General features: G+C 72.0%; 22 protein-coding genes and 1 tRNA gene. 5 read left to right on the forward strand and 18 right to left on the reverse strand.

Annotated elements, in window-relative coordinates; translation table 11 throughout:
* Positions 1–47 precede the first annotated feature (47 nt).
* The gene (locus BM236_RS08125) at positions 48–1,019 is read right to left on the reverse strand and encodes a ribose-phosphate diphosphokinase (protein ID WP_091122331.1); all 972 of its coding nucleotides are present in this window, start codon (positions 1,017–1,019) and stop codon (positions 48–50) included.
* A 51-nt stretch (positions 1,020–1,070) separates the two neighbouring features.
* Positions 1,071–2,570 (reverse strand): bifunctional UDP-N-acetylglucosamine diphosphorylase/glucosamine-1-phosphate N-acetyltransferase GlmU, encoded by a 1,500-nt coding sequence (glmU, locus tag BM236_RS08130; protein ID WP_091122334.1) that lies wholly within the window; start codon positions 2,568–2,570, stop codon positions 1,071–1,073.
* 146 nt (positions 2,571–2,716) lie between these two features.
* Between glmU and BM236_RS18935 the strand changes: the two genes are divergently transcribed.
* Positions 2,717–2,869: a hypothetical protein gene (locus BM236_RS18935; RefSeq protein WP_175507607.1), complete on the forward strand. Its 153-nt coding sequence runs from the start codon at positions 2,717–2,719 to the stop codon at positions 2,867–2,869.
* Positions 2,870–2,914: 45 nt separating this feature from the next.
* Positions 2,915–3,097 (forward strand): hypothetical protein, encoded by a 183-nt coding sequence (locus BM236_RS08140; RefSeq protein WP_091122338.1) that lies wholly within the window; start codon positions 2,915–2,917, stop codon positions 3,095–3,097.
* A 16-nt stretch (positions 3,098–3,113) separates the two neighbouring features.
* Here BM236_RS08140 and BM236_RS08145 read toward each other — a convergent pair.
* From BM236_RS08145 to BM236_RS08175, 7 genes are all read right to left on the reverse strand, one after another.
* Positions 3,114–3,192, reverse strand: a tRNA-Gln gene (locus tag BM236_RS08145).
* A gap of 78 nt (positions 3,193–3,270) precedes the next feature.
* Entirely contained in the window at positions 3,271–4,818 is a 1,548-nt protein-coding gene (locus BM236_RS08150; RefSeq protein ID WP_091122341.1) for a class I SAM-dependent methyltransferase, read from the reverse strand.
* Position 4,819: 1 nt separating this feature from the next.
* Positions 4,820–5,005 carry a DUF6752 domain-containing protein gene (locus BM236_RS08155; RefSeq protein ID WP_091122343.1) on the reverse strand — a complete coding sequence of 62 codons (186 nt, stop codon included), beginning with the start codon at positions 5,003–5,005 and terminating at the stop codon, positions 4,820–4,822.
* Between the two features lie 3 nt (positions 5,006–5,008).
* On the reverse strand, positions 5,009–6,553 hold the full coding sequence (locus BM236_RS08160; protein WP_091122345.1) for a class I SAM-dependent methyltransferase: 1,545 nt from the start codon (positions 6,551–6,553) through the stop codon (positions 5,009–5,011).
* Positions 6,554–6,557: 4 nt separating this feature from the next.
* Entirely contained in the window at positions 6,558–6,815 is a 258-nt protein-coding gene (locus BM236_RS08165; protein ID WP_091122348.1) for a DUF6752 domain-containing protein, read from the reverse strand.
* On the reverse strand, positions 6,815–8,380 hold the full coding sequence (locus tag BM236_RS08170) for a class I SAM-dependent methyltransferase (RefSeq protein ID WP_091122350.1): 1,566 nt from the start codon (positions 8,378–8,380) through the stop codon (positions 6,815–6,817). The genes BM236_RS08165 and BM236_RS08170 overlap by 1 nt, the downstream gene beginning before the upstream one ends.
* Positions 8,377–8,805, reverse strand: coding sequence for an FAD synthase family protein (locus BM236_RS08175; protein ID WP_091122352.1), 429 nt, complete (start codon positions 8,803–8,805; stop codon positions 8,377–8,379). The genes BM236_RS08170 and BM236_RS08175 overlap by 4 nt, the downstream gene beginning before the upstream one ends.
* 85 nt (positions 8,806–8,890) lie before the next feature.
* Between BM236_RS08175 and BM236_RS08180 the strand changes: the two genes are divergently transcribed.
* Positions 8,891–9,979 carry an ATP-dependent DNA ligase gene (locus BM236_RS08180; RefSeq protein ID WP_091122354.1) on the forward strand — a complete coding sequence of 363 codons (1,089 nt, stop codon included), beginning with the start codon at positions 8,891–8,893 and terminating at the stop codon, positions 9,977–9,979.
* Positions 9,980–10,078: 99 nt separating this feature from the next.
* On the forward strand, positions 10,079–10,612 hold the full coding sequence (locus BM236_RS08185; RefSeq protein WP_091122357.1) for a hypothetical protein: 534 nt from the start codon (positions 10,079–10,081) through the stop codon (positions 10,610–10,612).
* Positions 10,613–10,625: 13 nt separating this feature from the next.
* Here BM236_RS08185 and BM236_RS08190 read toward each other — a convergent pair whose 3' ends face one another.
* A complete protein-coding gene (locus BM236_RS08190; protein WP_091122359.1) occupies positions 10,626–11,699 on the reverse strand; it encodes a DNA polymerase domain-containing protein in 1,074 nt (357 codons plus the stop codon).
* 69 nt (positions 11,700–11,768) lie between these two features.
* On the opposite strand from BM236_RS08190, the gene msrB reads away from it, so the two are divergent.
* Entirely contained in the window at positions 11,769–12,167 is a 399-nt protein-coding gene (gene msrB / locus BM236_RS08195) for a peptide-methionine (R)-S-oxide reductase MsrB (RefSeq protein WP_091122362.1), read from the forward strand.
* A gap of 21 nt (positions 12,168–12,188) precedes the next feature.
* Here the strand turns inward: msrB and BM236_RS08200 are convergent, their stop codons facing one another.
* The 8 genes from BM236_RS08200 to BM236_RS08235 form a co-directional block, all read right to left on the reverse strand.
* Positions 12,189–13,709 (reverse strand): Kelch repeat-containing protein, encoded by a 1,521-nt coding sequence (locus BM236_RS08200; RefSeq protein WP_091122365.1) that lies wholly within the window; start codon positions 13,707–13,709, stop codon positions 12,189–12,191.
* Positions 13,710–13,810: 101 nt separating this feature from the next.
* Positions 13,811–14,548, reverse strand: coding sequence for a hydrogen peroxide-dependent heme synthase (gene hemQ, locus BM236_RS08205; RefSeq protein WP_091122826.1), 738 nt, complete (start codon positions 14,546–14,548; stop codon positions 13,811–13,813).
* A gap of 21 nt (positions 14,549–14,569) precedes the next feature.
* Positions 14,570–15,220, reverse strand: a complete 651-nt coding sequence (locus tag BM236_RS08210; protein WP_091122367.1) for a response regulator transcription factor — start codon at positions 15,218–15,220, stop codon at positions 14,570–14,572.
* Positions 15,217–17,286 (reverse strand): sensor histidine kinase, encoded by a 2,070-nt coding sequence (locus tag BM236_RS08215; protein ID WP_139230057.1) that lies wholly within the window; start codon positions 17,284–17,286, stop codon positions 15,217–15,219. Before BM236_RS08215 ends, BM236_RS08210 begins: the two co-directional genes overlap by 4 nt.
* A 56-nt stretch (positions 17,287–17,342) precedes the next feature.
* On the reverse strand, positions 17,343–18,059 hold the full coding sequence (locus BM236_RS08220; RefSeq protein ID WP_091122375.1) for a hypothetical protein: 717 nt from the start codon (positions 18,057–18,059) through the stop codon (positions 17,343–17,345).
* A 125-nt stretch (positions 18,060–18,184) separates the two neighbouring features.
* The gene (locus tag BM236_RS08225; protein WP_091122378.1) at positions 18,185–19,531 is read right to left on the reverse strand and encodes a protoporphyrinogen/coproporphyrinogen oxidase; all 1,347 of its coding nucleotides are present in this window, start codon (positions 19,529–19,531) and stop codon (positions 18,185–18,187) included.
* An 81-nt stretch (positions 19,532–19,612) separates the two neighbouring features.
* Entirely contained in the window at positions 19,613–20,116 is a 504-nt protein-coding gene (locus tag BM236_RS08230) for a flavin reductase family protein (protein WP_091122380.1), read from the reverse strand.
* Positions 20,113–20,610 carry an NAD(P)H-dependent oxidoreductase gene (locus BM236_RS08235; protein WP_091122382.1) on the reverse strand — a complete coding sequence of 166 codons (498 nt, stop codon included), beginning with the start codon at positions 20,608–20,610 and terminating at the stop codon, positions 20,113–20,115. The genes BM236_RS08230 and BM236_RS08235 overlap by 4 nt, the downstream gene beginning before the upstream one ends.
* Between the last annotated feature and the right edge of the window lie 73 nt (positions 20,611–20,683).

Genomic DNA, 20,683 nt, shown 5'->3' on the forward strand with positions numbered 1-20,683 from the left:
CTCCTCGAACGACCATCGTGCTGCTCAGTGGCGGTGAGGCCGGACCGTCAGGCGTGACCGTCGAACATCTTCGTGACGGACCCGTCCTCGAAGACCTCGCGGATCGCCTGCGAGAGCATCGGCGCGATCGACAGCGTGGTGAGCTTGTCGAACTGCTTCTCCTCCGGCACCGGGAGGGTGTCGGTGACGATGATCTCGACGGCCGGGCTGTTCTTGAGCCGGTCGACGGCGGGCTCGGAGAGCAGGGCGTGCGTGGCGGCGATGATCACGCCCGCGGCGCCCTCCTTCATCAGCGCCTCGGCCGCCTTCACGACGGTGCCGCCGGTGTCGATGATGTCGTCGGTCAGCACGCAGATCTTGCCGGCGACCTCGCCGACGACGCGGTTGGCGACGGTCTCGTTGGGCCGGGTGATGTCGCGGGTCTTGTGGATGAACGCCAGCGGTACGCCGCCCAGGCGGGCCGACCAGCGCTCGGCGACCTTGATCCGGCCGGCGTCCGGGGAGACGACGGCGAGCTCCTGGTCGCCGTACTTCTCCTTGATGTAGTCGGCGAGGACCGGCAGGGCCATCAGGTGGTCGACGGGACCGTCGAAGTAGCCCTGCAGCTGGTCGGCGTGCAGGTCGACGCTGATGATCCGGTCGGCGCCGGCGGTCTTGAAGAGGTCGGCGATGAGACGGGCCGAGATCGGCTCGCGGCCACGGTGCTTCTTGTCCTGGCGGCTGTAGCCCCAGAACGGCATCACGACGGTGATCCGCTTGGCCGAGGCCCGCTTGAGCGCGTCGACCATGATCAGGTGCTCCATGATCCACTCGTTGATCGGAGCGGTGTGGCTCTGGATCACGAAGGCGTCGGAGCCGCGGACGGACTCCTCGTAGCGCACGTAGATCTCGGAGTTCGCGAACTCATAGGCACTGGTGGGCACCAGCTCCGTGCCGAGCAGCTCGGTGACCTGCTCCGCCAGCGCCGGGTGGGCCCGGCCGCTGAAGACCATCAGGTGCTTCTCAGTGGTCTTCTTCATTCCGGTCACAAGCTGCTCCTGCCGCAGAGGTCGCCGGGTTCGGTCGTCCGGTCAGGATTCTGACGCACCGGCGGGCGTCTCCCCAACTCGCTGGGAGGCGTTGTGAGACGCCTCATGTTCACCCGCTGTTCCAGGGCCCGCCGCCTCGGCGGCGGCGGCCTGCTCGGTCCCCGGCCGACGACGCTGCGCCCAGCCCTCCATGATCCGCATCGGACCTGCGGAGACGGCCAGCGCACCGGCGGGGACCACACCGCGCACGACCGTCCCGCCGCCCGTCCCGGCACCGTCGCCGATGCTGACCGGAGCGACGAACGTGTTGTTGGAGCCGGTCTTCGCGTGCTTCCCGACGGTGGTGCGGTGCTTGTCCACCCCGTCGTAGTTGGCGAAGATCGTGCCGGCTCCGATGTTGGCGCCCTCGCCGATCTCGGCATCGCCGACGTAGGACAGGTGCGGCACCTTGGCGCCGTCGCCGATGGTGGCGTTCTTGGTCTCGACGAAGCCGCCGATCTTGCCCTTCGCGCCCAGGACGGTGCCGGGGCGGAGGTAGGAGAACGGTCCGACGTTCGCCTCGGCGCCGATCACGGCCAGCTCGGCGTGGGTCCGCACGACCTTCGCCCCGGCCCCCACCTCGCAGTCGCGCAGCGTCGAGTCCGGACCGACGACGGCGTCCTCCTCGACCTTGGTCGCGCCGAGCAGCTGTACGCCGGGCAGCACCGTGACGTCCGGCGCCAGCTCGGCGTCGGCGTCGATCCAGGTGGTGGCCGGGTCGACGACGGTGACGCCCTCCCGCATCCACCCGGTGACGATCCGCTGGTTGAGCAGGCGGCCGAGCGCCGCGAGCTGGGCGCGGTCGTTGGCGCCCTCGATCTCGGCCGGGTCGTCGACGGGTCGGGCGCCGACGGGCAGCCCGGCGGCACGCGCCAGCGCGACCGCGTCGGTCAGGTAGTACTCGCCCTTGGCGTTGTCGTTCCCGATCCGCCCCAACGCGTCGGCGAGGAAGGCGGCGTCGAAGGCCAGGATCCCGGAGTTGATCTCGTTGATCGCGCGCTGCTCGTCGGTCGCGTCCCTCTCCTCGACGATCGCCTCGACGACTCCCCCGCCGCCGCGCACGATCCGCCCGTAGCCGAAGGGCTCCACCACGACACCGCTCAGCACGGTGACCGCGTTGCCGTCCGCCGCATGGTCGTCCAGCAGCCGACGCAGGCTCTCCGCGCGCAGCAGCGGCGTGTCGCCGTACGCCACCAGGACGGTGCCACCGAGGCCGTCGTGACCCACCGCCTCGACCGCGACGCGGACCGCGTGCGCGGTGCCGAGCTGCTCCTCCTGCACCGCGACGACCGCGTCGGGCAGCAGGCCGGCCACGTGCGGCTCGACCAGCTCACGCTGGTGACCGACGACGGTGACCACGCGGGACGGTCCGAGCTCGCGTACGGCGGCCAGGACGTGCCCGACCATGCTCCGGCCGCACACCTCGTGGAGGACCTTGGGGGTCTTCGACTTCATGCGGGTTCCGCCACCGGCGGCCAGGACGACGACAGTCAGCTCGGTCACGCTCCGAGCCTATGCGCAGCCCGGCCAGGCGACGATCCCCGCCCTCGCGGCGAGGAAGTCCGGGAATTCGGGCCGAGCGATGTCGTATGAGAACGCCCCCGTTCGTGGTCCTAGTGAGAGTGGTCGACGAGACAGGAGGCACGGTCATGTGGGACACCGTTCAGGACAACACGATCCACCTGACGCACGATCTGCCGTGCCCGCGCTGCGGCCACGCCGTGCACACCTACCTCGCCTGCAGCGACAGCTGCTCCTGCGAGCCGACGATCCTGCCGGGCAGCGCGCCGCTCGCCGCGTGAGCGCCGCCACGGTTGAGCGCGGTCTCCACGGGGAACACTCACCTCATGAGTGAGACCCCGATCTTCACGTCCGTCGAGCACGACCTCGAGGTGTCGTACGACGACCTCGCGGCCGAGCCGGCCACGTCGGAGACCCAGTCGACGACCCAGTCGACCCAGTCGATGGTCCAGCCCCCGCCGACGTCGACGACGCCCGACGCCGGGCCCGCGGCCGCCCCCGCCAGCTAGCCTCGAAGAAAATCTGCTCCCCGGGTAGGAGTCGAACCTACGTCGCTAGTCCTGATTCAAAGTCAGGCGGGCCCTGCCGGCAGACCAACCGGGGATTGAATTGTCGGCCCGCCTGCGGGACCGCTTGGAACGGCCCGGCAGACCAACCGGGGAAAGTCACACCCAGAGACGACTCACGGATGCGGCCAGACCGCCCGCAGCCGCGCCACGGCCGGATCCGGCTGGTCGAACATATCGGTCCCGGGCGCGATCTCCAGAAACTCCACGACTCCCCCGAAGGACTCGATCTCCTGGCGCAGCCACTCGGGGTCGAACCGGCGGGTGAGCGGGCGCGGCTCCGGGAGCGGCAGGTCGGTGCCGGGCACGAGCGCGGAGAACTCCAGGAAGAGCGACTGTCCGCCGCGCAGCACGACCGACGCGAGCCGGAAGAGGTTCTCGCGGGCCGCGCGGTCGAGCGAGCCGATCAGCCCGCGACCGTAGAGGTGGTGCGGGTCGCGCGAGAGCGGCCCGACGAAGGACATCACGCGGCGCAGCTCGTTGAGGACGAGCATCTCCAGCCGGACCCGCGACTCCCCCATCGCGTCGCGCTTGCGCCGCATCAGCGACATCGCGGGCAGCGAGAAGTCGGTCGCCAGGACCGGATGCCCCTGCCCCGCCAGCCAGAACGCGTCACGCCCTGTCCCGGCGCCGAGGTCGACGACCTTGTCGCCCGCGCCCAGCTGCGGCTCGACCCACCCGGCGAAGGACGACGGCCCCGACGGGATCCGGGAGACCGTCGGCTCCTGGTAGGCCTTGGCCCAGCCCGGCACCTCGGTGCGGGTCCCGCGGAACCACGCGTCCAGCCGCTTGGTGCCGACCGGGCTGTCCTGGTAGCGGAAGCCGGGGTCGGGGACCCGCCAGTTGGGCCCGTAGATGAAGGCCAGCATCTCCTCGGGATGCTTCGGGGCGGCGAACTCCTCGCCCTCCAGCGTGATGGTGCCCAGCGGCAGCAGGTGAGCGTCGGCGTCGAAGGAGCCGTTGCGGTTGCCGAACTGGTAGAAGGTCCCGTTGATCGTGAACGCTGAGAAGATGTCGATGTGCGCGGTCTGGCCGTCCGACAGCGGCCACAGCACCTTGATGTCGCCGGCGGACATCCGCAGCACCCGCCAGTCCAGCCCGCGCAGGGCCCGCTGGATCCGGTAGCTCTCGGCGATGATGTCGGCCGGGGCCGACGCCTTCGTGTAGTAGCAGAGGTCGACGTCGGAGTCGTGGCCCAGCATCGTGCCTTGCCGGACCGCGCCGAGCAGCGCGCCGTAGCAGAGGTAGGCGTCCAGGCCGCACCGCTCCCGCAGCTCGCGCAGCACCGTGTGCGTCGCGTCGAGCAGCTCCTGCTTGACGTCGTCGGAGGTCTCCTCGAAGGCACGGGTCAGGTGACCCACCTTGTCGATGGAGTACGGCGCCCCGCTCTCGTCGACGAAGGCGACCCGGCCCGCACCCGACCCGAACGTCACCTCGGCGTCGTGGAGGACCACGCCGCCGTCGTACGTGGCGACCCGGACCCGCGTCGTGCCGGACAGGAACGGGCGCATCACCCGCGGCCAGGCGATCTCGAAGGAGTCGCCGGAGAGCGTGCCGTCGCGGCCCGGCGTGAACGACCAGACGTACTGGTCGTCGAAGTGCACCAGCAGCGGGACGCTCGGGGCGCCCTCCAGACGGAGCCCCTCGGCGGAGATCTCGGGCACGCTAGGCCGATCGGCGCAGAGCGGCCAGGAGCTCCTCGACCCGAGCCTTGTCGCCGTCGACGGTCGCCACCAGCAGCTGGGCGAGCTGGTCGGTGATCTCCTCGACGCGGCGGCGCAGGACGCGGTTGTCGGCGACCTCCTTCTCGAGGCGCTCGACCCGCTCGCGCAGGCTCTCGTTGACAGCCATGTCTCAGTGCTCCTTCGGGTGGGGCCAGGTGATGCGCATCCGGCACACGGCCGGGTCGGGGACGTCGAACATGTCGACTCCCGCGGCGGTCTCGACGCGGACGATCCTGCCACCGCTCGCCGCGACCTCGGCGGCGACCTGCTCGGGGTCGAGCCGCCGGACCAGCGGCTGCGGGCCGGGCGGCGGGGCGTCGACGCCCGCGGGCAGCGTCGCGGAGAACTCCAGGAACATGGACCCGCCGCCGCGCAGCGACATGGCCCCGATCCGGAACAGGTTGGCGCGGGCGGTGGCGTCGAGGCAGCCGAGCAGCTGGCGGGCGTAGAGCTGGTGCGGGTCCCGGGCCAGCCGGGCGCCGAGGATCAGCGCCCGACGCAGCTCGTTGAACATCGTCTGGTCGGAGCGCACACCCTGGATCCGTCGGGTGCGCGCGAAGGAGCGGCGCGAGAAGTCGACGGCCCGCACGGCGTGGCCGCGGCGGGTGAAGTAGCGCGTGTCGCGGCCGTTGCCGGCGCCGAGGTCGGCGATCTTGTCGTCCCGGCCGACCTGCTTCTCGACCCAGCGGGCGAAGTCGGACGGCTTGCGGGCGATGTCGCGGGCGCGCTGATCGTAGACGTCGTTCCACTGCGGCAGCTCGGTACGGAAGCCGCGGAGCCAGCCGTCGAGGCGAGCAACGCCGAGCGGGTTGTCGCGGTGCACGAACGACGGGTCCGGGACCAGCCAGTGCGGGCCGTAGACGAACTCCAGCATCGCCTCGGGGTGCTTGGGCGCGGGCAGCTCGACGCCCTCCAGCGTCACGGTCCCGAGCGGCAGCAGGTGCTCGGCGGCGTCGAAGTCACCGCTGCGGTTGCCGAGCTGGTAGAAGGTCCCGGCGACGGTGAACGCGCCGAAGATGTCGATGTGGCACTTGCCGCCGTTGGAGAGCTCGCGGACCACCTTGATGTCGGCGCCCGACATGCGGGTCACCGTCCAGCCCTGGGCCCGCACGATCCGCTCGATGCGGTAGCTCTCGCGGATGATGTCGACGGGCGTGCTCTTGTGGCTGTAGTAGCAGACGTCGACGTCGGAGTCGTGCCCGATCATCGTGCCGCTGCGCATCGCGCCGAGCAGGGCGCCATAGCAGAGGTAGGCGTCGGCGCCGCACTGCTCGCGCAGCACGGTCAGCACCTCGACGGTGGCGCGGAGGAGCTCCTGCTTGATCTCGTCGGGGGTCTCCAGGAAGGCCCGCCCGAGGTGGCCGACCTTGTCGACGGAGAGAGGGGTGCCGCTCTTGTCGACGACGGCGACCCGCGCGGTCGACGTACCGAACCGGTGCTCGGCGTCGAACCACACCGTCTCCCCGCTCACGTCCGCGAGCCTGATCCGCACCGCGCCGTCGAGGAAGCGCACGAGGTTGCCCGGCCACGGCACGAAGCTGCCGCCGCGCAGCGGCCGGCCGTCGCGCGACGGGGTGAACGACCAGATGTAGCGGTCGTCGAAGTGGACCGTCACCGGCTCGGACGGTGGCTCGTCGAGCCAGATGCCCTCCGCGGTGACCTCGGCGGAAGTCAAGCGCTCAGATCGTCTTCCGGTAGCGCGAGAGCACCTCGTTGACCTTGGCGTCGTCGCGGTCCTGGATCGGGATCAGGAGCTCGGCGACCACGTCGGAGAGCTCGGCGACCTTGCGGTGGAGCTGGCGATCGGCCTCGAGCTCCTCCTCCAGGCGCTGCACGCGGGCACGCAGGGTGCTCTCGTACGCCTTGCTGCCGCGCACCCGGTCCTCCACCAGGCCTCGGACCCTGCGTGCGAAGTCCTTCGCGTTGCCACTCGCCATCAGACACTCTCCTCGTTGTCGTCCGTCGGACCGCCGGTGAGCCCGGCGGTGCGGACAGCTGGCCAGGTGACGCGCATGCGCGCCACCGCCGGGTCAGGATTATCGAACATGTCGACGCCGGGTGCGATCTCGAGGTGCTCGACGCGTCCGCCGCTGCGCTCGATCTCCGCCGTGAGTACGTCGACATCGACCCGCTCAACGAGGCCGGCCGGCTCGGGGGCGAGGGCCACGCCGTGCCGGACCGCGAACTCCAGCCACATGGACTGACCGCCGCGCAGCACGGAGGCGCCGAGGCGGAAGAGGTTCTCCCGGGCCGGCTCGTCGAGGCAGCCGACGAGCTGGCGGGCGTAGATGTGGTGCGGCCGACGCGCGAGCACCGCGACGAGGTGGAGGACGTGGCGCGTCTCGTTGAGGATGACCTGCTTGATCCGCACGCCCTTGACACCGGAGGCGTCGAGGGCCGCGCGGACCTCGACCGCCGAGCGGCGGGAGTAGTCCGAGGACCGGACCGAGTGCCCCTGCCGGGCGAACCAGACGCTGTCGCGCCCGTTGCCCGCGCCGAGGTCGAGCACCGCGTCGTCCGGGCCGATCTGCCGGTGCACCCAGGCGGCGAAGTCCGAGCCGTCGGTGGGCACCGGCGAGCGGGGGCCGGCCGTGCCGCGCAGCAGCGGCGTCCAGCCGCTCATGCCCTGACGGAACCCGCGGAACCACCCGTCGAGCCGGGTCTTGGTCAGCGGGTCCGCGACGGCGACGAAGCCCGGATCCGGGACCCGCCAGCCCTCGCCGTAGAGGTAGACCAGCATCGCCTCGGGGTGACGGGGCGCCGCGAACTCGTGCCCGTCGAGCGTGACCGTGCCGAGCGGCAGCAGGTCGTCGAGGTCGAAGCGGCCGCGCTTCTCGCCGAGGATGTAGAGCTCGCCGCCGATCACGAACGACACGAAGACGTCGATGTGGATGCGCCGGCCGTCCTGGAGCGGCCAGACCACCTTGAGGTCGGCGGCCGACATGCGCAGGACGTCCCAGCCCAGCAGCTTGAGCTCGCGCTCGATGCGGTAGGACTCGCGGATGATGTCGACGGGGTCGCCGTGGCGGCTGAAGTAGCACAGGTCGGTGTCGGTGTCGTGGGCGATCATCCCGCCCTCGCGGACCGCGCCGAGGAGGGCGCCGTACCCCAGGTAGGCCTCGACGCCGCAGCGCTCGTTCAGCTCGCGCAGCACGACCTGGGTGGCCTCGAGGATCTCGTGCTTGGTCTCGTCGGTCGTCGAGGAGAAGGAGCGGGTCAGATGGCCCATCTTGTCGACGGCGTACGGGTGCCCGGCCTCGTCGGCGAAGCGGACCCGGCCCTCTCCGGAGCCGAACGCGTGCTCGACGTCGCAGTGGGTGTTGCCGTCGGTGTCGGTGACGCGGACCCGGGTCGACCCGTCGAGGTAGGGGCTCAGCACGTGCGGCCACTCGGCCCGCGGGCCGGTGAAGGTCCAGATGTGCTGGTCGTCGAAGTGGACCAGCAGCGTCCGGCCGGTCGTGCCCTTGAGGCTGAGGTGGGAGTCGGTGATCTCGACGGTCACGACGCGGCTTCGCCGCGGGCCAGGTGCTTGCGCAGGGCCGTGCTGGAGGTCTGGATCGAGTAGGGGAAGTAGTGCACCTCGACGCCCACCTCGGCCATCTGCTTCTCGAGGCGGTCGCCCTTCGAGGTGCCCTTCCAGTCGTCGCCCTTGAAGAGGCGGTGGAAGCCGACGTCGCGCCAGGCGTCCCGCTTGTCGAGGGTCAGCTCGACGTAGGTCGCGTCCACGATGCCGATCGCGTCGACGATCGCGACCCGCTCCTCGAGCGGCACGGTCGGCCGGATCCCCTTGCCGAGCTCGCACATCTCGTCGGACACCACGCCGGCGACGAGGAGGTCACAGCGGCTGCGCGCCTGGCGCAGCATGTTGAGGTGTCCGATGTGGAAGAGGTCGAAGACGCCCGGGACATAGCCGACGATCTCGCTCATGAACGTTCTCCATCTTCCCGCATTTGCCCGGCAGCCTAGGTGACGTCACCAGCGGCCACCCAATCGCTCATCTAGGCTCAGCGACGTGGATCTCCCGGTCATGCCCCCGGTCCTGCCGATGCTAGCCAAGTCCGTCGCGGCCGTGCCCACGACAGGCGGATACAGCTTCGAGCCGAAGTGGGACGGCTTCCGCTGCCTCGTCTTCCGCGACGGTGACGAGGTCGAGCTCGCCTCGCGCAACACCAAGCCGCTGACCCGCTACTTCCCCGAGGTCGTCGCGGCGATCCTGGACCAGCTGCCGCCGCGGTGCGTGCTCGACGGGGAGCTCTTCGTCTCCGTCGGCGACCGGCTGGAGTTCGAGGTGCTGCAGGAGCGGATCCACCCGGCCGCGTCGCGGATCACGATGCTCTCGGAGTCGACCCCTGCCTCGTTCGTCGCCTTCGACCTGCTGGCGCTCGGCGACGAGTCGTACGTCGACCGCCCGTTCTCCGAGCGTCGAGCAGCCCTCGAGGCGGCGCTGGCGGACCTGCCGCCGTCCGGTCCGTGCCACCTGACCCGGACCACGACCGACCCGGACGAGGCCGAGCAGTGGTTCCGCCAGTTCGAGGGCGCCGGGCTCGACGGTGTCGTCGCGAAGCCGCTGTCGGCCGTCTACGCGCCCAACCAGCGCACGATGCTGAAGATCAAGCACGCCCGCACCGCCGACGTGGTCGTCGCGGGCTACCGGCTGCACAAGAACTCCACCGAGTCATCGCCCCTGCTCGGGAGCCTGCTGCTCGGGCTCTACGACGGCTCCGGCGAGGACGCCCAACTGCAGCACGTCGGCGTCTCGGCGTCGTTCACCGCCAAGCGCCGGGCCGAGCTGATCGAGGAGCTCGCTCCGTTGGTGGTGCCGATCGAGGAGCACCCCTGGGGGCGCTGGTCGGAGTTCCTGACCGCCAACCCCGACCGGGTGCCCGGCACCCAGTCCCGCTGGTCGCAGGGCAAGGACCTCTCCTTCGTCCCGCTGCGTCCCGACCGGGTCCTCGAGGTGGGCTACGACCACATGGAGGGGCGGCGCTTCCGGCACACCGCGCAGTTCAAGCGGTGGCGGCCCGACCGCGACCCGACCTCGTGCGGCTACGACCAGCTCGAGGAGCCGGTGTCCTACGACCTCGGCGAGGTGCTGGGGTAGGTGCTGGGGTAGGTGCTGGGGTAGGTCCTGAGCTGGATCCTCCGCGGCTGGGGCGCGTCCGCCGGGTGCAACCGCGGAGAAGCGCCCTACGCTGTAACCATGAGTTACGACGTCGTCCTCCTCGTCGAGCAGGCCCTCTCGTCAGCGGACGCCGCCCAGGTGCGGTCCCTGCACGAGAGCCTCGACGAGCCCGTGGCCTACCACGTGCTCCTCCCGATGGAGGACGCCGCCGCGAGGATCGAGGCCTCGCTCGGCACGCTCAGCGGCGGCGAGCTGCTCGGGACGCCGTCGCTGCTGGTCAACGAGGTCGACCTCGACGCCGTTCGCAAGGACTGCCTCGACCGGGCGACCGAGGACCTCTCCACCACGCTGGACGCCCTGCGCACGGCCGGCGCGAGCGCCGAGGGCACCGTCGTGGACGTCTCCCCCATCGACGCGCTGAAGACCAAGGTCGCCGAGGTGGACGGGCGCGAGGCGATCATCCTCACCCGCCCGCACGTCGTCGCGGAGTTCTTCCACGTCGACTGGACGTCGCAGGCGCGGCGCAAGATCGGTGTGCCCGTCCTGCACCTGCTCGAGCACGAGAACTTCGACGAGCAGGCCGGCGAGGGCGAAGGCATCAACGGCGTCTGACGGCGGCCCGGCCCTACTTCTCGACCCGGTTGCCGTCCTCGTCCCAGTGGGCGGCGACCTTCTTGCTCGGCTGTACCCGCGGCGGCTCGCCGGGCATCTTGGGGTAGTCGGGCGGGAAGTTCGTCTCCACGCCGTCCCACAGCGCGATCAGCGGGTCCAGCGAGTGCGCCGCCGAGTCGATGCCGGCCCACGGGTCGGCGTCCTGCAGCCGGTCGGGCACGGTGAAGAGGTTGAGCTCGCGCGGGTCCTTCAGGTCGGCGAGCTCGGCCCAGGTGAGCGGGGTGGAGACGGGGGCGCCGGGCCGGGGCCGGAGGGAGTACGCCGAGGCGATCGTCCGGTCCCTGTTGTTCTGGTTGAAGTCGACGAAGATGCGCTCGCCCCGCTCCTCCTTCCACCAGGCCACCGTGACCCCGTCGTCGCGGCGGGCCAGCTCCTGGCCGAAGCCGATGGCCGCGTGGCGGACGTCCTCGAACGGCCGGGTCGGCTCGATCCGGACGTAGATGTGCACGCCGCGGTTGCCGCTCGTCTTCGGGTAGCCGGTGATGCCGAGCTCCTCGAGCAGCTCGCGGGCGACGCCGGCCACGCGGACCGCGTCGGCGAAGCTCGTGCCGGGCTGCGGGTCGAGGTCGATGCGCAGCTCGTCGGGATGGTCGACGTCGGGGCGGCGTACGGGCCAGGGGTGGAAGGTGAGGGCGCCCATCTGCGCGCACCACACCGGAACGGCCGGCTCGGTCGGGCAGATCTCGTCCGCCGTACGGCCGCTGGGGAAGGTGATCCCCACCGTCTCGAGGTAGTCGGGTGCGCCCTTCGGCACGCGCTTCTGGTAGAAGCCGTCCCCCTCGCGGTCGGTGGGCCCGGTCGCGAGCCGCATGCCCTCGCGCCAGCCGTCGGGCCAGCGCTCCAGCGCGGTCGGCCGCTCGCCGATCGCCCGCAGCAGCGGCGCGCTGACGTCGGCGAAGAACTGCGCGACCATCAGCTTGGTGACCTCCGGCGTCCGGTCGGTCGCCTCGTAGATCACCCGGTCCGGGCTGGAGATGCGCACCGCCCGGTCGCCCGCGACGACCTCCGCGGCTGGTGTCTTCGCCATGCTGGTCAACCTAGCTGCTGGCGACCCTCGCCCGCCGGAGCGGCGTGAGGCGCCGCGTAGACTCTGCGCGTGGGTTACAACGTCGAGAAGAGTGACGCCGAGTGGCGTGAGCAGCTGTCCCCCGAGGAGTACCGCGTGCTGCGCGAGGCGGGCACCGAGCGCGCCTTCGCGGGCGAGTACACCGACACCGAGGCCAAGGGCATCTATCGCTGCAAGGCATGCCAGGCGAAGCTCTTCGAGTCGGACACGAAGTTCCACTCCGGCTGCGGCTGGCCGTCGTTCTACCAGCCGATCACCGACACGGTGGAGTACATCGAGGACCTCTCCCACGGCATGCGCCGCATCGAGGTCCGCTGCGCCAACTGCGGCTCGCACCTCGGCCACGTCTTCCCCGACGGCTTCGGTACGCCGACCGGCGACCGCTTCTGCATCAACTCGATCAGCATCACGCTCGAGCCGAACGACTGACCCGGCGCGATCGCTCGCGGGTCACCGCACCCGCACGCCGACGGCCAGGGTGCGCCCGCCCGTGCGTACGCCGAGCCTCCAGGCCGCGCCACGCATCGCGCGGGGGAACCGCACGGTCGTCGACCAGCGGCCTCTTCCGGCTCGACGCAAGGCGTTGACTGGCGAGTGGGGCTTGCCGTGGCGAACCGGGCGCAGGTAGGTCGGTCGGCGGCTCGCCGCCACGATCAGGGTGTAGCGATGCCGTGGCCGGACGACGAAGGCGCCGTCACGGAACGCCGATCCACGGACGAGCACTCTGGCGGCGTACGCGTCAACGGTCCGGGTGGCGGTGTTGCCGGCGTTGTCGACCGCCGTGGCGGCGTACCGCACCCGACGGATCGCTCCGTTCCCGCTGGTGCTCACGCTCACCGTGCAGGAGCGGATCCCGGAGGCGTCCGTGGCCTGGCAGCGGACCTGCCCGGCGGTCGGAGCGGCGACGAAGTAGGCCGCACCCGCGGTCACCCCGGCGATGGAGACCGCCGGCGGCGTACGGTCGTCGGCGGGGGACGGCTCGACAGTGACGGTGAGCCGCCAGGTGTCGGCCAGGTCGCCGCCGACCATGGGCTGGCCGCCGAAGAGCAGCAGCCCGTGCTGTTCGGGCGTCGCCGCCATCGCCGAGTCGAGGCGCGCCGGCGGCGGCAACGTGCCCGTCGTCGGGGACCAGGTCGATCCGTCCCAGACCCACGTGTCGGACAGGTAGGTGTTGCCAGGGCCCGTCCCTCCGAAGAGGACCAGTCGCCGCGCGTCGGCGTCGTAGGCCATCGCGCCACGCCGGCGTCCCGGCGGAGCCGCCGCAGGGTGGAGCTGCGTCCAGGTGGAGCCGTTCCACGTCCAGGTCGCGTCGCTGGAGGCGCCGCCTCCGAAGGAGATCAGAGACCTGCTGGCGCCGTCGAAGGCGAGCATCGCGCCGGCCGCGGCGGGCCCGGTGGTCGCGAGCGGTGCCTGCTCCCAGACCTGGGTCTGGCCGTGCCACAGCCAGGTGGCGCCGCCAGTCGGCAGGACGACCTGCTGCGTCTGCGGGTCCCACGCCATCGGGACTCCGTTGAGGGCCGGCGGCGCGCTCAGGGGATGGACCCGGCTCCACGCCGTGCCGTTCCAGACCCAGGTGTCGTCGAACAGGGGCGCTCCTCCGTCGAACCCCCCGAACAGGACGACGGTTCCGGTCGTCCCGTCATAGGCCATCGACGCTGCGCCGCGCGCCGGCGGGCCGGGCACGACGTGCTGGGTCCACGTCGTGCCGTCCCACGTCCACGTGTCGCCGAGCTCGCCGCCGCCGCCGAGCTGGGTGCCTCCGAAGAGGACCACCTGGTGATGAGCCTCGTCGTAGACCATGGCGAACTCGTCGCGGGCGGACGGCGCTGTAGCCGGGGCGAGCTGGGTCCAGGTCGCCGACGCAGGTGGCGGGGCTGCGTGAACCGCGCCGGGCGGGACGGCGACCCATCCGCCGACGGCTACCGCGAGGACGCCGACGAGGGCGAGGACCCGGCTGGCGATGGCATGCACGACGCACTCCGTTCCGGCCAGTGCTGCGTGAGGGCACCGGCAGCCGGCTCATCCTAGGACCGAGCGGCCCGTCCGGGAACGGAGGACAGCGAGGGGACCGGTCAGTACGACGTCGACGGCATCAGCTCGACGAGCTCGTCGACGTTGATGCGCCGCCCCGTGTAGAACGGGACCTCCTCGCGCACGTGCCGACGCGTCTCCGAGCCGCGCAGGTGCCGCATCAGGTCGACGATGCGGGAGAGGTCGTCGGCCTCGAAGGCGAGGATCCACTCGTAGTCGCCGAGCGCGAAGGCGGGCACGGTGTTGGCGCGAACGTCGGGGTAGTCGCGCGCCATCTGGCCGTGCTCGGCGAGCAGGCGGCGGCGCTCGGTGTCCTCGAGGAGGTACCACTCGTAGGAGCGCACGAAGGGGTAGACCGCGACATAGTCGTGCGCCCGCTCCTCCGCGAGGAAGGCCGGCAGGTGGCTGCGGTTGAACTCCGCCGGCCGGTGCAGCGCCATCTGGCTCCAGACCGGGACGAGACGTGAGCCGAAGCCGGTGCGGCGCAGGCCGTGGTAGGCCCGCTGCAGCTCGTCGGAGGACTCCGCGTGCCACCAGATCATCACGTCGGCGTCGGCGCGCAGTCCGCCGACGTCGTACACGCCGCGGACCACGACGTCCTTGTCGATCAGGTCACCGAAGAAGTGCTTCAGCTCGGACAGCTCCTTCTTCGGGTCGTCCTCGTCCTGGTCGAACGGCTCCTCGAAGCGGAAGACCGACCACATCGTGTAGCGGATCGCCTCGTTGAGCTCGTTGATCCGGGCGGCGTTGGACTTGATCTCGGCTTGGGGGTCGGTCATGCCGTCCATTATTCGCCCGGCTCAATCGCGGCCGTAGCCGGCCTCCCGGGCCTTGATGATCGCCTCCGCTCGACCGGCCGCGTGCAGCTTGGCGTAGATCCCGGACACGGCGTTGCGGACCGTCTTGGAGGAGACGTAGAGCTCCCCCGCGATCTGGTCGTTGGACCGGCCGGCGGCCAGCAGTCGCAGCACCTGCCGCTCCCGCTCGGTCAGCTCGGGGAACGGCTCGGGAGCCTCGGGACGGGCCGGGCCGGAGAGATAGGAGGCGACCTTGGCGGCGAGCGAGGCGCCGAACACCATGCCTCCGGCGGCCGCGGCGCGGATCGCGTGCTGGACCTCCTCGGCGCCCGAGCCCTTGAGCAGGTAGCCGCTGGCCCCGCCCCGGATCGCGGCCAGCACCGTCTCGTCGTCCTCGTTCATCGTCAGCATCACGACCCTGACGTCCGGGTGGCGGCCGGTGATCCGACGCGTCGCCTCGAGCCCGTCGAGCCGCGGCATCTGGATGTCCATGACGACCACGTCGGGCGCGGTCTGCTCCACGAGGTGGATCGCGTCGACGCCGTCGGTGGCCAGGCCGACGACCTCGATCCCGTCGAGCGCGCCGAGGAGCGCGTTGAGCCCGTCCCGCACGATCTGGTGGTCGTCGGCGACCACCACCCTGATGCTGCTCATCCCTGTCCTCCTGCCAGTGGGAGCTCTGCGGTCACGACCGTCCCGCCCTCGGGCGGGCAGACGACCGCGACCCGGCCGCCGAGCTCGAGCGCCCGCTCGCGCATCGAGCGCAGCCCGATCCCTGCCTCGACCTCCTCGGCCAGCCCGATGCCGTCGTCGGCGACCTCGACCCGCAGGGCCGGCGCCCCGTCGGGTTCCACGACGGTCAGCCGTGCGCCGGCCCGGGTGGCGGCCGCGTGACGGACCGTGTTGGTCAGCGCCTCGGCGACGATCCGGTAGGCCGCGACCTCCACGGCGGCCGGCAGCGGCCCGAGCCCGTCGTCGGACACCGTGATCGCGGGGCCGCCGCGGGCCAGCTGGTCGGCGAGCTGCCCCAGGGCGCCGACGAGACCGAGGTCGTCGAGGGCCGGCGGGCGCAGGTCGTGCACGAGCCGGCGTACGTCGGCCACGACGTCCTGCACCGTGCGGCTGGCCTCCTGCAGCCGGGTGCCGGCGGTGGCCGGGTCCTTCTCGACGAGCAGCCGGGCGCCCTCGAGCTGGAAGACCACGCCGCTGAGCACGGGACCGAGGCCGTCGTGCAGGTCGCGGCGGATCCGGCGGCGCTCCTCCTCGCGGGCGGTGACGAGCCGCTCGCGGCTGCGCTGGAGCTCCTCGGCCAGGCCGCTCGTGCGTGCGGCGGTCGCGGCCTGGCGGACCAGGTCGGCGAGGAGCTGCTCGTCACGGCGGGAGAGCCGGCTGCGCGGTCCGCGGGCGGGCAGCACCATCCGGCCGACCTCGGCGCCGCGGTAGACGATCGGCAGGCTGCGGGTCTGGGCCGGCCGGACGCCGTGGGTCGCGACCACACGCTCACCGGTGCCGCGGTCGACCTCGACGGACACGTAGCGCACGCGGAACGCGGTCGCGACCGCCCGGGCGACGGCGGCGAGCTGTTGCGGGCCCTCGTCGGTCGACTCGAGCGTGGAGGCCAGGCCGGCCACGACGTCGTACGGGTCCGAGCGCCTGCCCAGCAGCAGGAACCGCACGCCGCGGACGAGCCGCGCGCGCAGGGGGCCGTAGAGGACCACCGAGACGAGCAGGACGATCAGGACCAGCTGGCGCTGGGTGAGCGAGTCGTCGAGCACGGCGCTCAGGCCGCCGACGACCGCGATGTCGGCGAGCAGGATCACGCCCGCGAGGACCGCCCACAGCAGCGTGCGGGCGAGCAGGTCGTCGATCGCAACGAGCTCCGGGGCGACGACGCCGATCGTCATCGCCGTCGCCGGCAGCAGCATGATGAGGAAGATCGCGGCGTCGTTGACGGCCTGGAACTCCAGGCCGAGGGTGACCACGAGGACGAGCGCTATGGCGACCACGCTCCACAGGAGCCACCGCATCCGGTCGCGCTCGAGCCCGCGGGAGCGGCGGTAGCGGACGACGACGGCGAGCATCGCCGAGAGCAGGCCGGCGACCTGGACGGCGACGCTGGCCCCGACGGCGCCGTCCGCCGCCCCAGCGCCGAGTGGCAGTACGCCCCAGTCGACGTCCACCCCGGGCGGGAGGGCGACGTCGGGCAGGCTGTCTCCGACCGGCAGCAGGACGACGAGCAGCGCGCCCAGTGTCATCGCCACCGTGGCCGCCCAGCCGGCGACGCGCCAGCGACCGGGCAGGAAGCGACCGGTCGGGAAGAGCAGCATGAGCAGCGCGCCGCTCAGCGGCAGGAAGGCGCCGAGCCGGTTGAACGACCACAGCGCGAGGTTGACGAGCGGGAGCGCGTCGTCGGCCCGGATCCCGAAGCGGGCGTAGGACTGGCTCAGTCCGTCCTGCGACCAGAAGAGCCCGGTCCAGGCCAGCCCCCAGCCGATCCCCTGGCGGGGGTCGCGGACGAGGATGACGGCGGCGAGCGCGCTGAGCAGCAGGCCGAGCAGCGTGTAGCTCCAGCCCCACCCGGGCGCCAGCCGCGCGCCCGGCCCGCTGGTGTCGGTGTGCAGGTCAAGCCAGACGCTGCCGGCGAACGTCGCGGCCGTCAGCAGCACGACCAGCCCGACCGCCCAGGGGACGGTCGGGCGCCGGTCGCGCGACGGCTGCACCGGCACATTGTGGAGCCGGTCCGGCCCGATGGGGGCCGGACCGGCGGAATCGTCGCTCACTGACGGTAGTGCTTGTCACCGACCGTGAAGCCGACCGCGGTCACGAGGACCATCAGCGCACCCGTGGCGCCGGCCATGTACTCCAGCGGCGAGACGCCGAGCAGAACGGTCAGGCCGCCCAGCACCAGGCCGACCCGGCCGATCCAGCGCGGCACGCCGCCACGGCGCGAGACGGCGTACGTCGCCAGGCCCGCGAGGCCGGCGAGGGTCCACAGCCACGGGATGGTGCCGACCCAGTGGTTGTACATGACCGCCGACTCGGGGATGATCGCCTCCGGCTGGCTGCTCAGCGTCATCATGAACTCGGTGTCGAGACCGCTGCCCAGGATGCTCACCACGGCGGTGCCGACCAGCCCGGCGACAGCGACGAGCGGCGCGATGCTGTCACGGCCGCTGCCGGCGCGGAGCCGGGCGGCCAGGCCCACGCCGAAGACGACCATCAGCAGGGCGCCCAGCGCGGTGACCGAGTGGAAGACGAACATGTTGGGGGTCAGGTCCGCCAGCTTGTCCGCGATCGCGGGGGCGTCGCCCTGGAGCTTGGCGTCGTAGACGGCGCTGATCGACGACGAGATGGCGATGGTGGCGAAGCCGGCCAGGCCGGCGCCGATGCCGGCGAGTGACCAGAGCCGGCTGCGGCTCGCCGTCGGGGCGCCCTCGCCGAAGCGCCCCTCGCGGACGTCGTCGCGGGCCGGGTGGTGGGTGGTGATGCTCATGGGGTTCTCTCCTCAGGGTGTTCTCGGCGTCTCTTCGCCGACCTGGGGACGACTCTCCGGGGCCGGATGTCCCACCGCCCAGGGACATCGGGGCAAACGTCGCCGACTCGGCACCCGGAGGGCAGTCAGGAGGAGGCGAGGAGCTCGTCGGCGGCGCGGCGGGAGGAGGCGATGACGGCCGGGATGCCGACGCCGTCGTACGCCGCCCCGGCGACCGCCAGTCCGGGCACCTGCGCGACCGCCTCGCGGATGACCTCGACCTGGCGCCGGTGGCGCAGTGCGTACTGCGGGAGTCCGAGCGGCCAGCGCTGTACGTGGCTGTCGACCGGCCGGGCCGTGAGCCCGACGGCGTCACGGAGGTCGGCCAGCGACTGCGCGATCAGCTCGGTGTCGGTGAAGTCGAGAGCCTGCGAGTCGCGGGCCCGGCCGATGCTGGTGCGCAGGAGCAGAACGCCGCGGGCCTCACCTGCCGCGCGCACCCAGTCCCACTTGGCGAAGGAGAACGTCGAGGCCTTGATCCGCCGATGCTGGTCGGGCGGGACGAGGAAGCCGCTGACGTCGTGGCCGAGCGGCCAGTCCTCGAGCCGGACGGCGTGGGTGACGACGGCGACCGAGGCGTGGTCGATGACGCGGAAGGTGTCGGCGAGCGAGCCGCCGGCGCACCCCGCGATGATCTGCGCAGCGACGTGGGCCGGCGTGGCGAGGATGAGCCCATCCGTCACCTCGACGCCGTGGACGAGCTCGACCAGCAGCCGGTCATGCGCGTACCCGGTGCCGAGCACCGGCTCTTCGGTGCGGACGTCGAGACCGGCGGCGAGCCTCTCCGGCAGCAGTCCCATCCCGCCCTCGATGCCGGCGAAGACCGGCAGGTCGCTCCCCCTGGGGATCGCGGCCAGCTGCGGGGTGAGCGGGCCCCTGTCGTAGAGCGCCGCGAGCTGGGGAACGGCGGCCCGCGCTGAGATCTCACGGGCTCGGCCGGCGTAAACGCCTCCGAGCAGCGGCTCGACGAGCCGGTCGGTGACCTCCGGGCCGAACCGCCGATCGATCAGATCTCCGACGGTGCAGTCCTCCCCCACCCGGTGGACCGCCGCCAGGTTCGCCTCAGCGCGCGCCTGGGCCATCCCCGCCGGGGACAGCACGCCGGACGCCTCGAGCGCGTCGAGGTCCATCGGTGCGCCCATCAATGACGGCGGCATCGGCCGCAGCGCGCCGTCGACCCAGAGCCGCGACGTCGCCTTCGTCGGGTGCACGATCGGCAGGCCGAGGTCGCGGGCGAGGTCGATGCCATCGGCGCGGCGGGCGAGCATCGCCTCGGCGCCGACGTCCACCATCACGTCGGCGACGGACGCCCGGCGCAGCTTGCCGCCGATCCGCTCCGAGGCCTCGAGCACGACGACCTCGCAACCGCGAGCGGCCAGGAAGTGTGCCGCCGCCAACCCGGCGACGCCTGCTCCGACGACGACGACCTTCACCCCTGCAGTCTCGCAGACGCGCGCAGCGCCACGGCCCTCGTGCGGTGGCTGCGGGGTGCACGCCGCCACCGCACGAGGAGTTCAGGAGGCGGGTCGCTCGAGCTTGCCGAACCCGCTGCGGTGGAAGACCAGTGGATGCCCCTCGGCCGCGTGCCGCACCGCGTGCAGGCGCAGCAGGGCGAGGACGTGGTCGCCCGCCTCGACCTCGCGGTAGACGGTGCAGTCGAACTGCGCGAGCCCGTCGTCCAGCGTCACGGCGCCGTCGTCGCTGACCGAGTAGGCGACGCCGTCGAAGCGGTGCTCGACCGGCCCGGCCAGCTGGCGGCACACCCGCGCGTGGTGGTCGGCCAGCACGGTGACGCCGAGGTGGGTCGCGCGGCGCAGGTCGGGCCAGGTCTTGGACGTGTGGGCCAGGTTGACCGACACCAGCGGCGGCTCGAGGCTGACCGAGGTGAACGAGCTCGCGGCCAGGCCGACGAGCTCGCCGTCCACCTCCGCGGCGACGGCGACCACCCCGGTCGGGAAGATGCCGAAGGCGTGGCGCAGCCGGTCGGGGTCGAGGTCCTGGTTGGTCGTCAGGGTCATCGGCGTCCGTTCAGGTAGCTGTCGGTGAGCGGCTTGGTGGCGGCGAGCCAGTCGGCGTACGCCGCGGGGTCGTCGTGGGCGCTGTCGAGGACGAAGAGGCCCCTCCCCGGGACCGTCGCGCCGAGCTCGGTGAGCACCGGCCGCAGGGTGTGCTCGGGTGCCAGCGAGTGCGCCGGCGAGCCGCCCAGCATGAGCGGGACGGCGAGCCCGCGGAGCCCGGTCCCGCCGGCGAACCGGTCGAGGAAGAGCTTGAGCAGCCCGGTGTAGGCGGCCTTGTAGGTCGGGCTGGCGACGACCACGAGGTCCGCCTCGCCGACCTGCCCGACCAGACCGGTGACGGTCTCGTCCGACCAGTCCAGGACGGCGTTGCCCAGGGTGGCGAGGTCGACGACGAGGTCGGGCTCGGCGCCGACGAGCTCGCGGGCGAGGTACGTCGCCGCGCTGAGCGTGCGGCTCGCGGGTCGGGGGTTCCCGACGACGACGGCGGTGACCATTCGGCTCCTCATTGTTGTCTAAGTTACTCGACTTAGAAGACCGTAGCAGGTCGGGAACCGGATCTGCGCCACG

The organism is Nocardioides terrae (assembly GCF_900112345.1).
Taxonomy (GTDB): Bacteria; Actinomycetota; Actinomycetes; order Propionibacteriales; family Nocardioidaceae; genus Nocardioides; species Nocardioides terrae.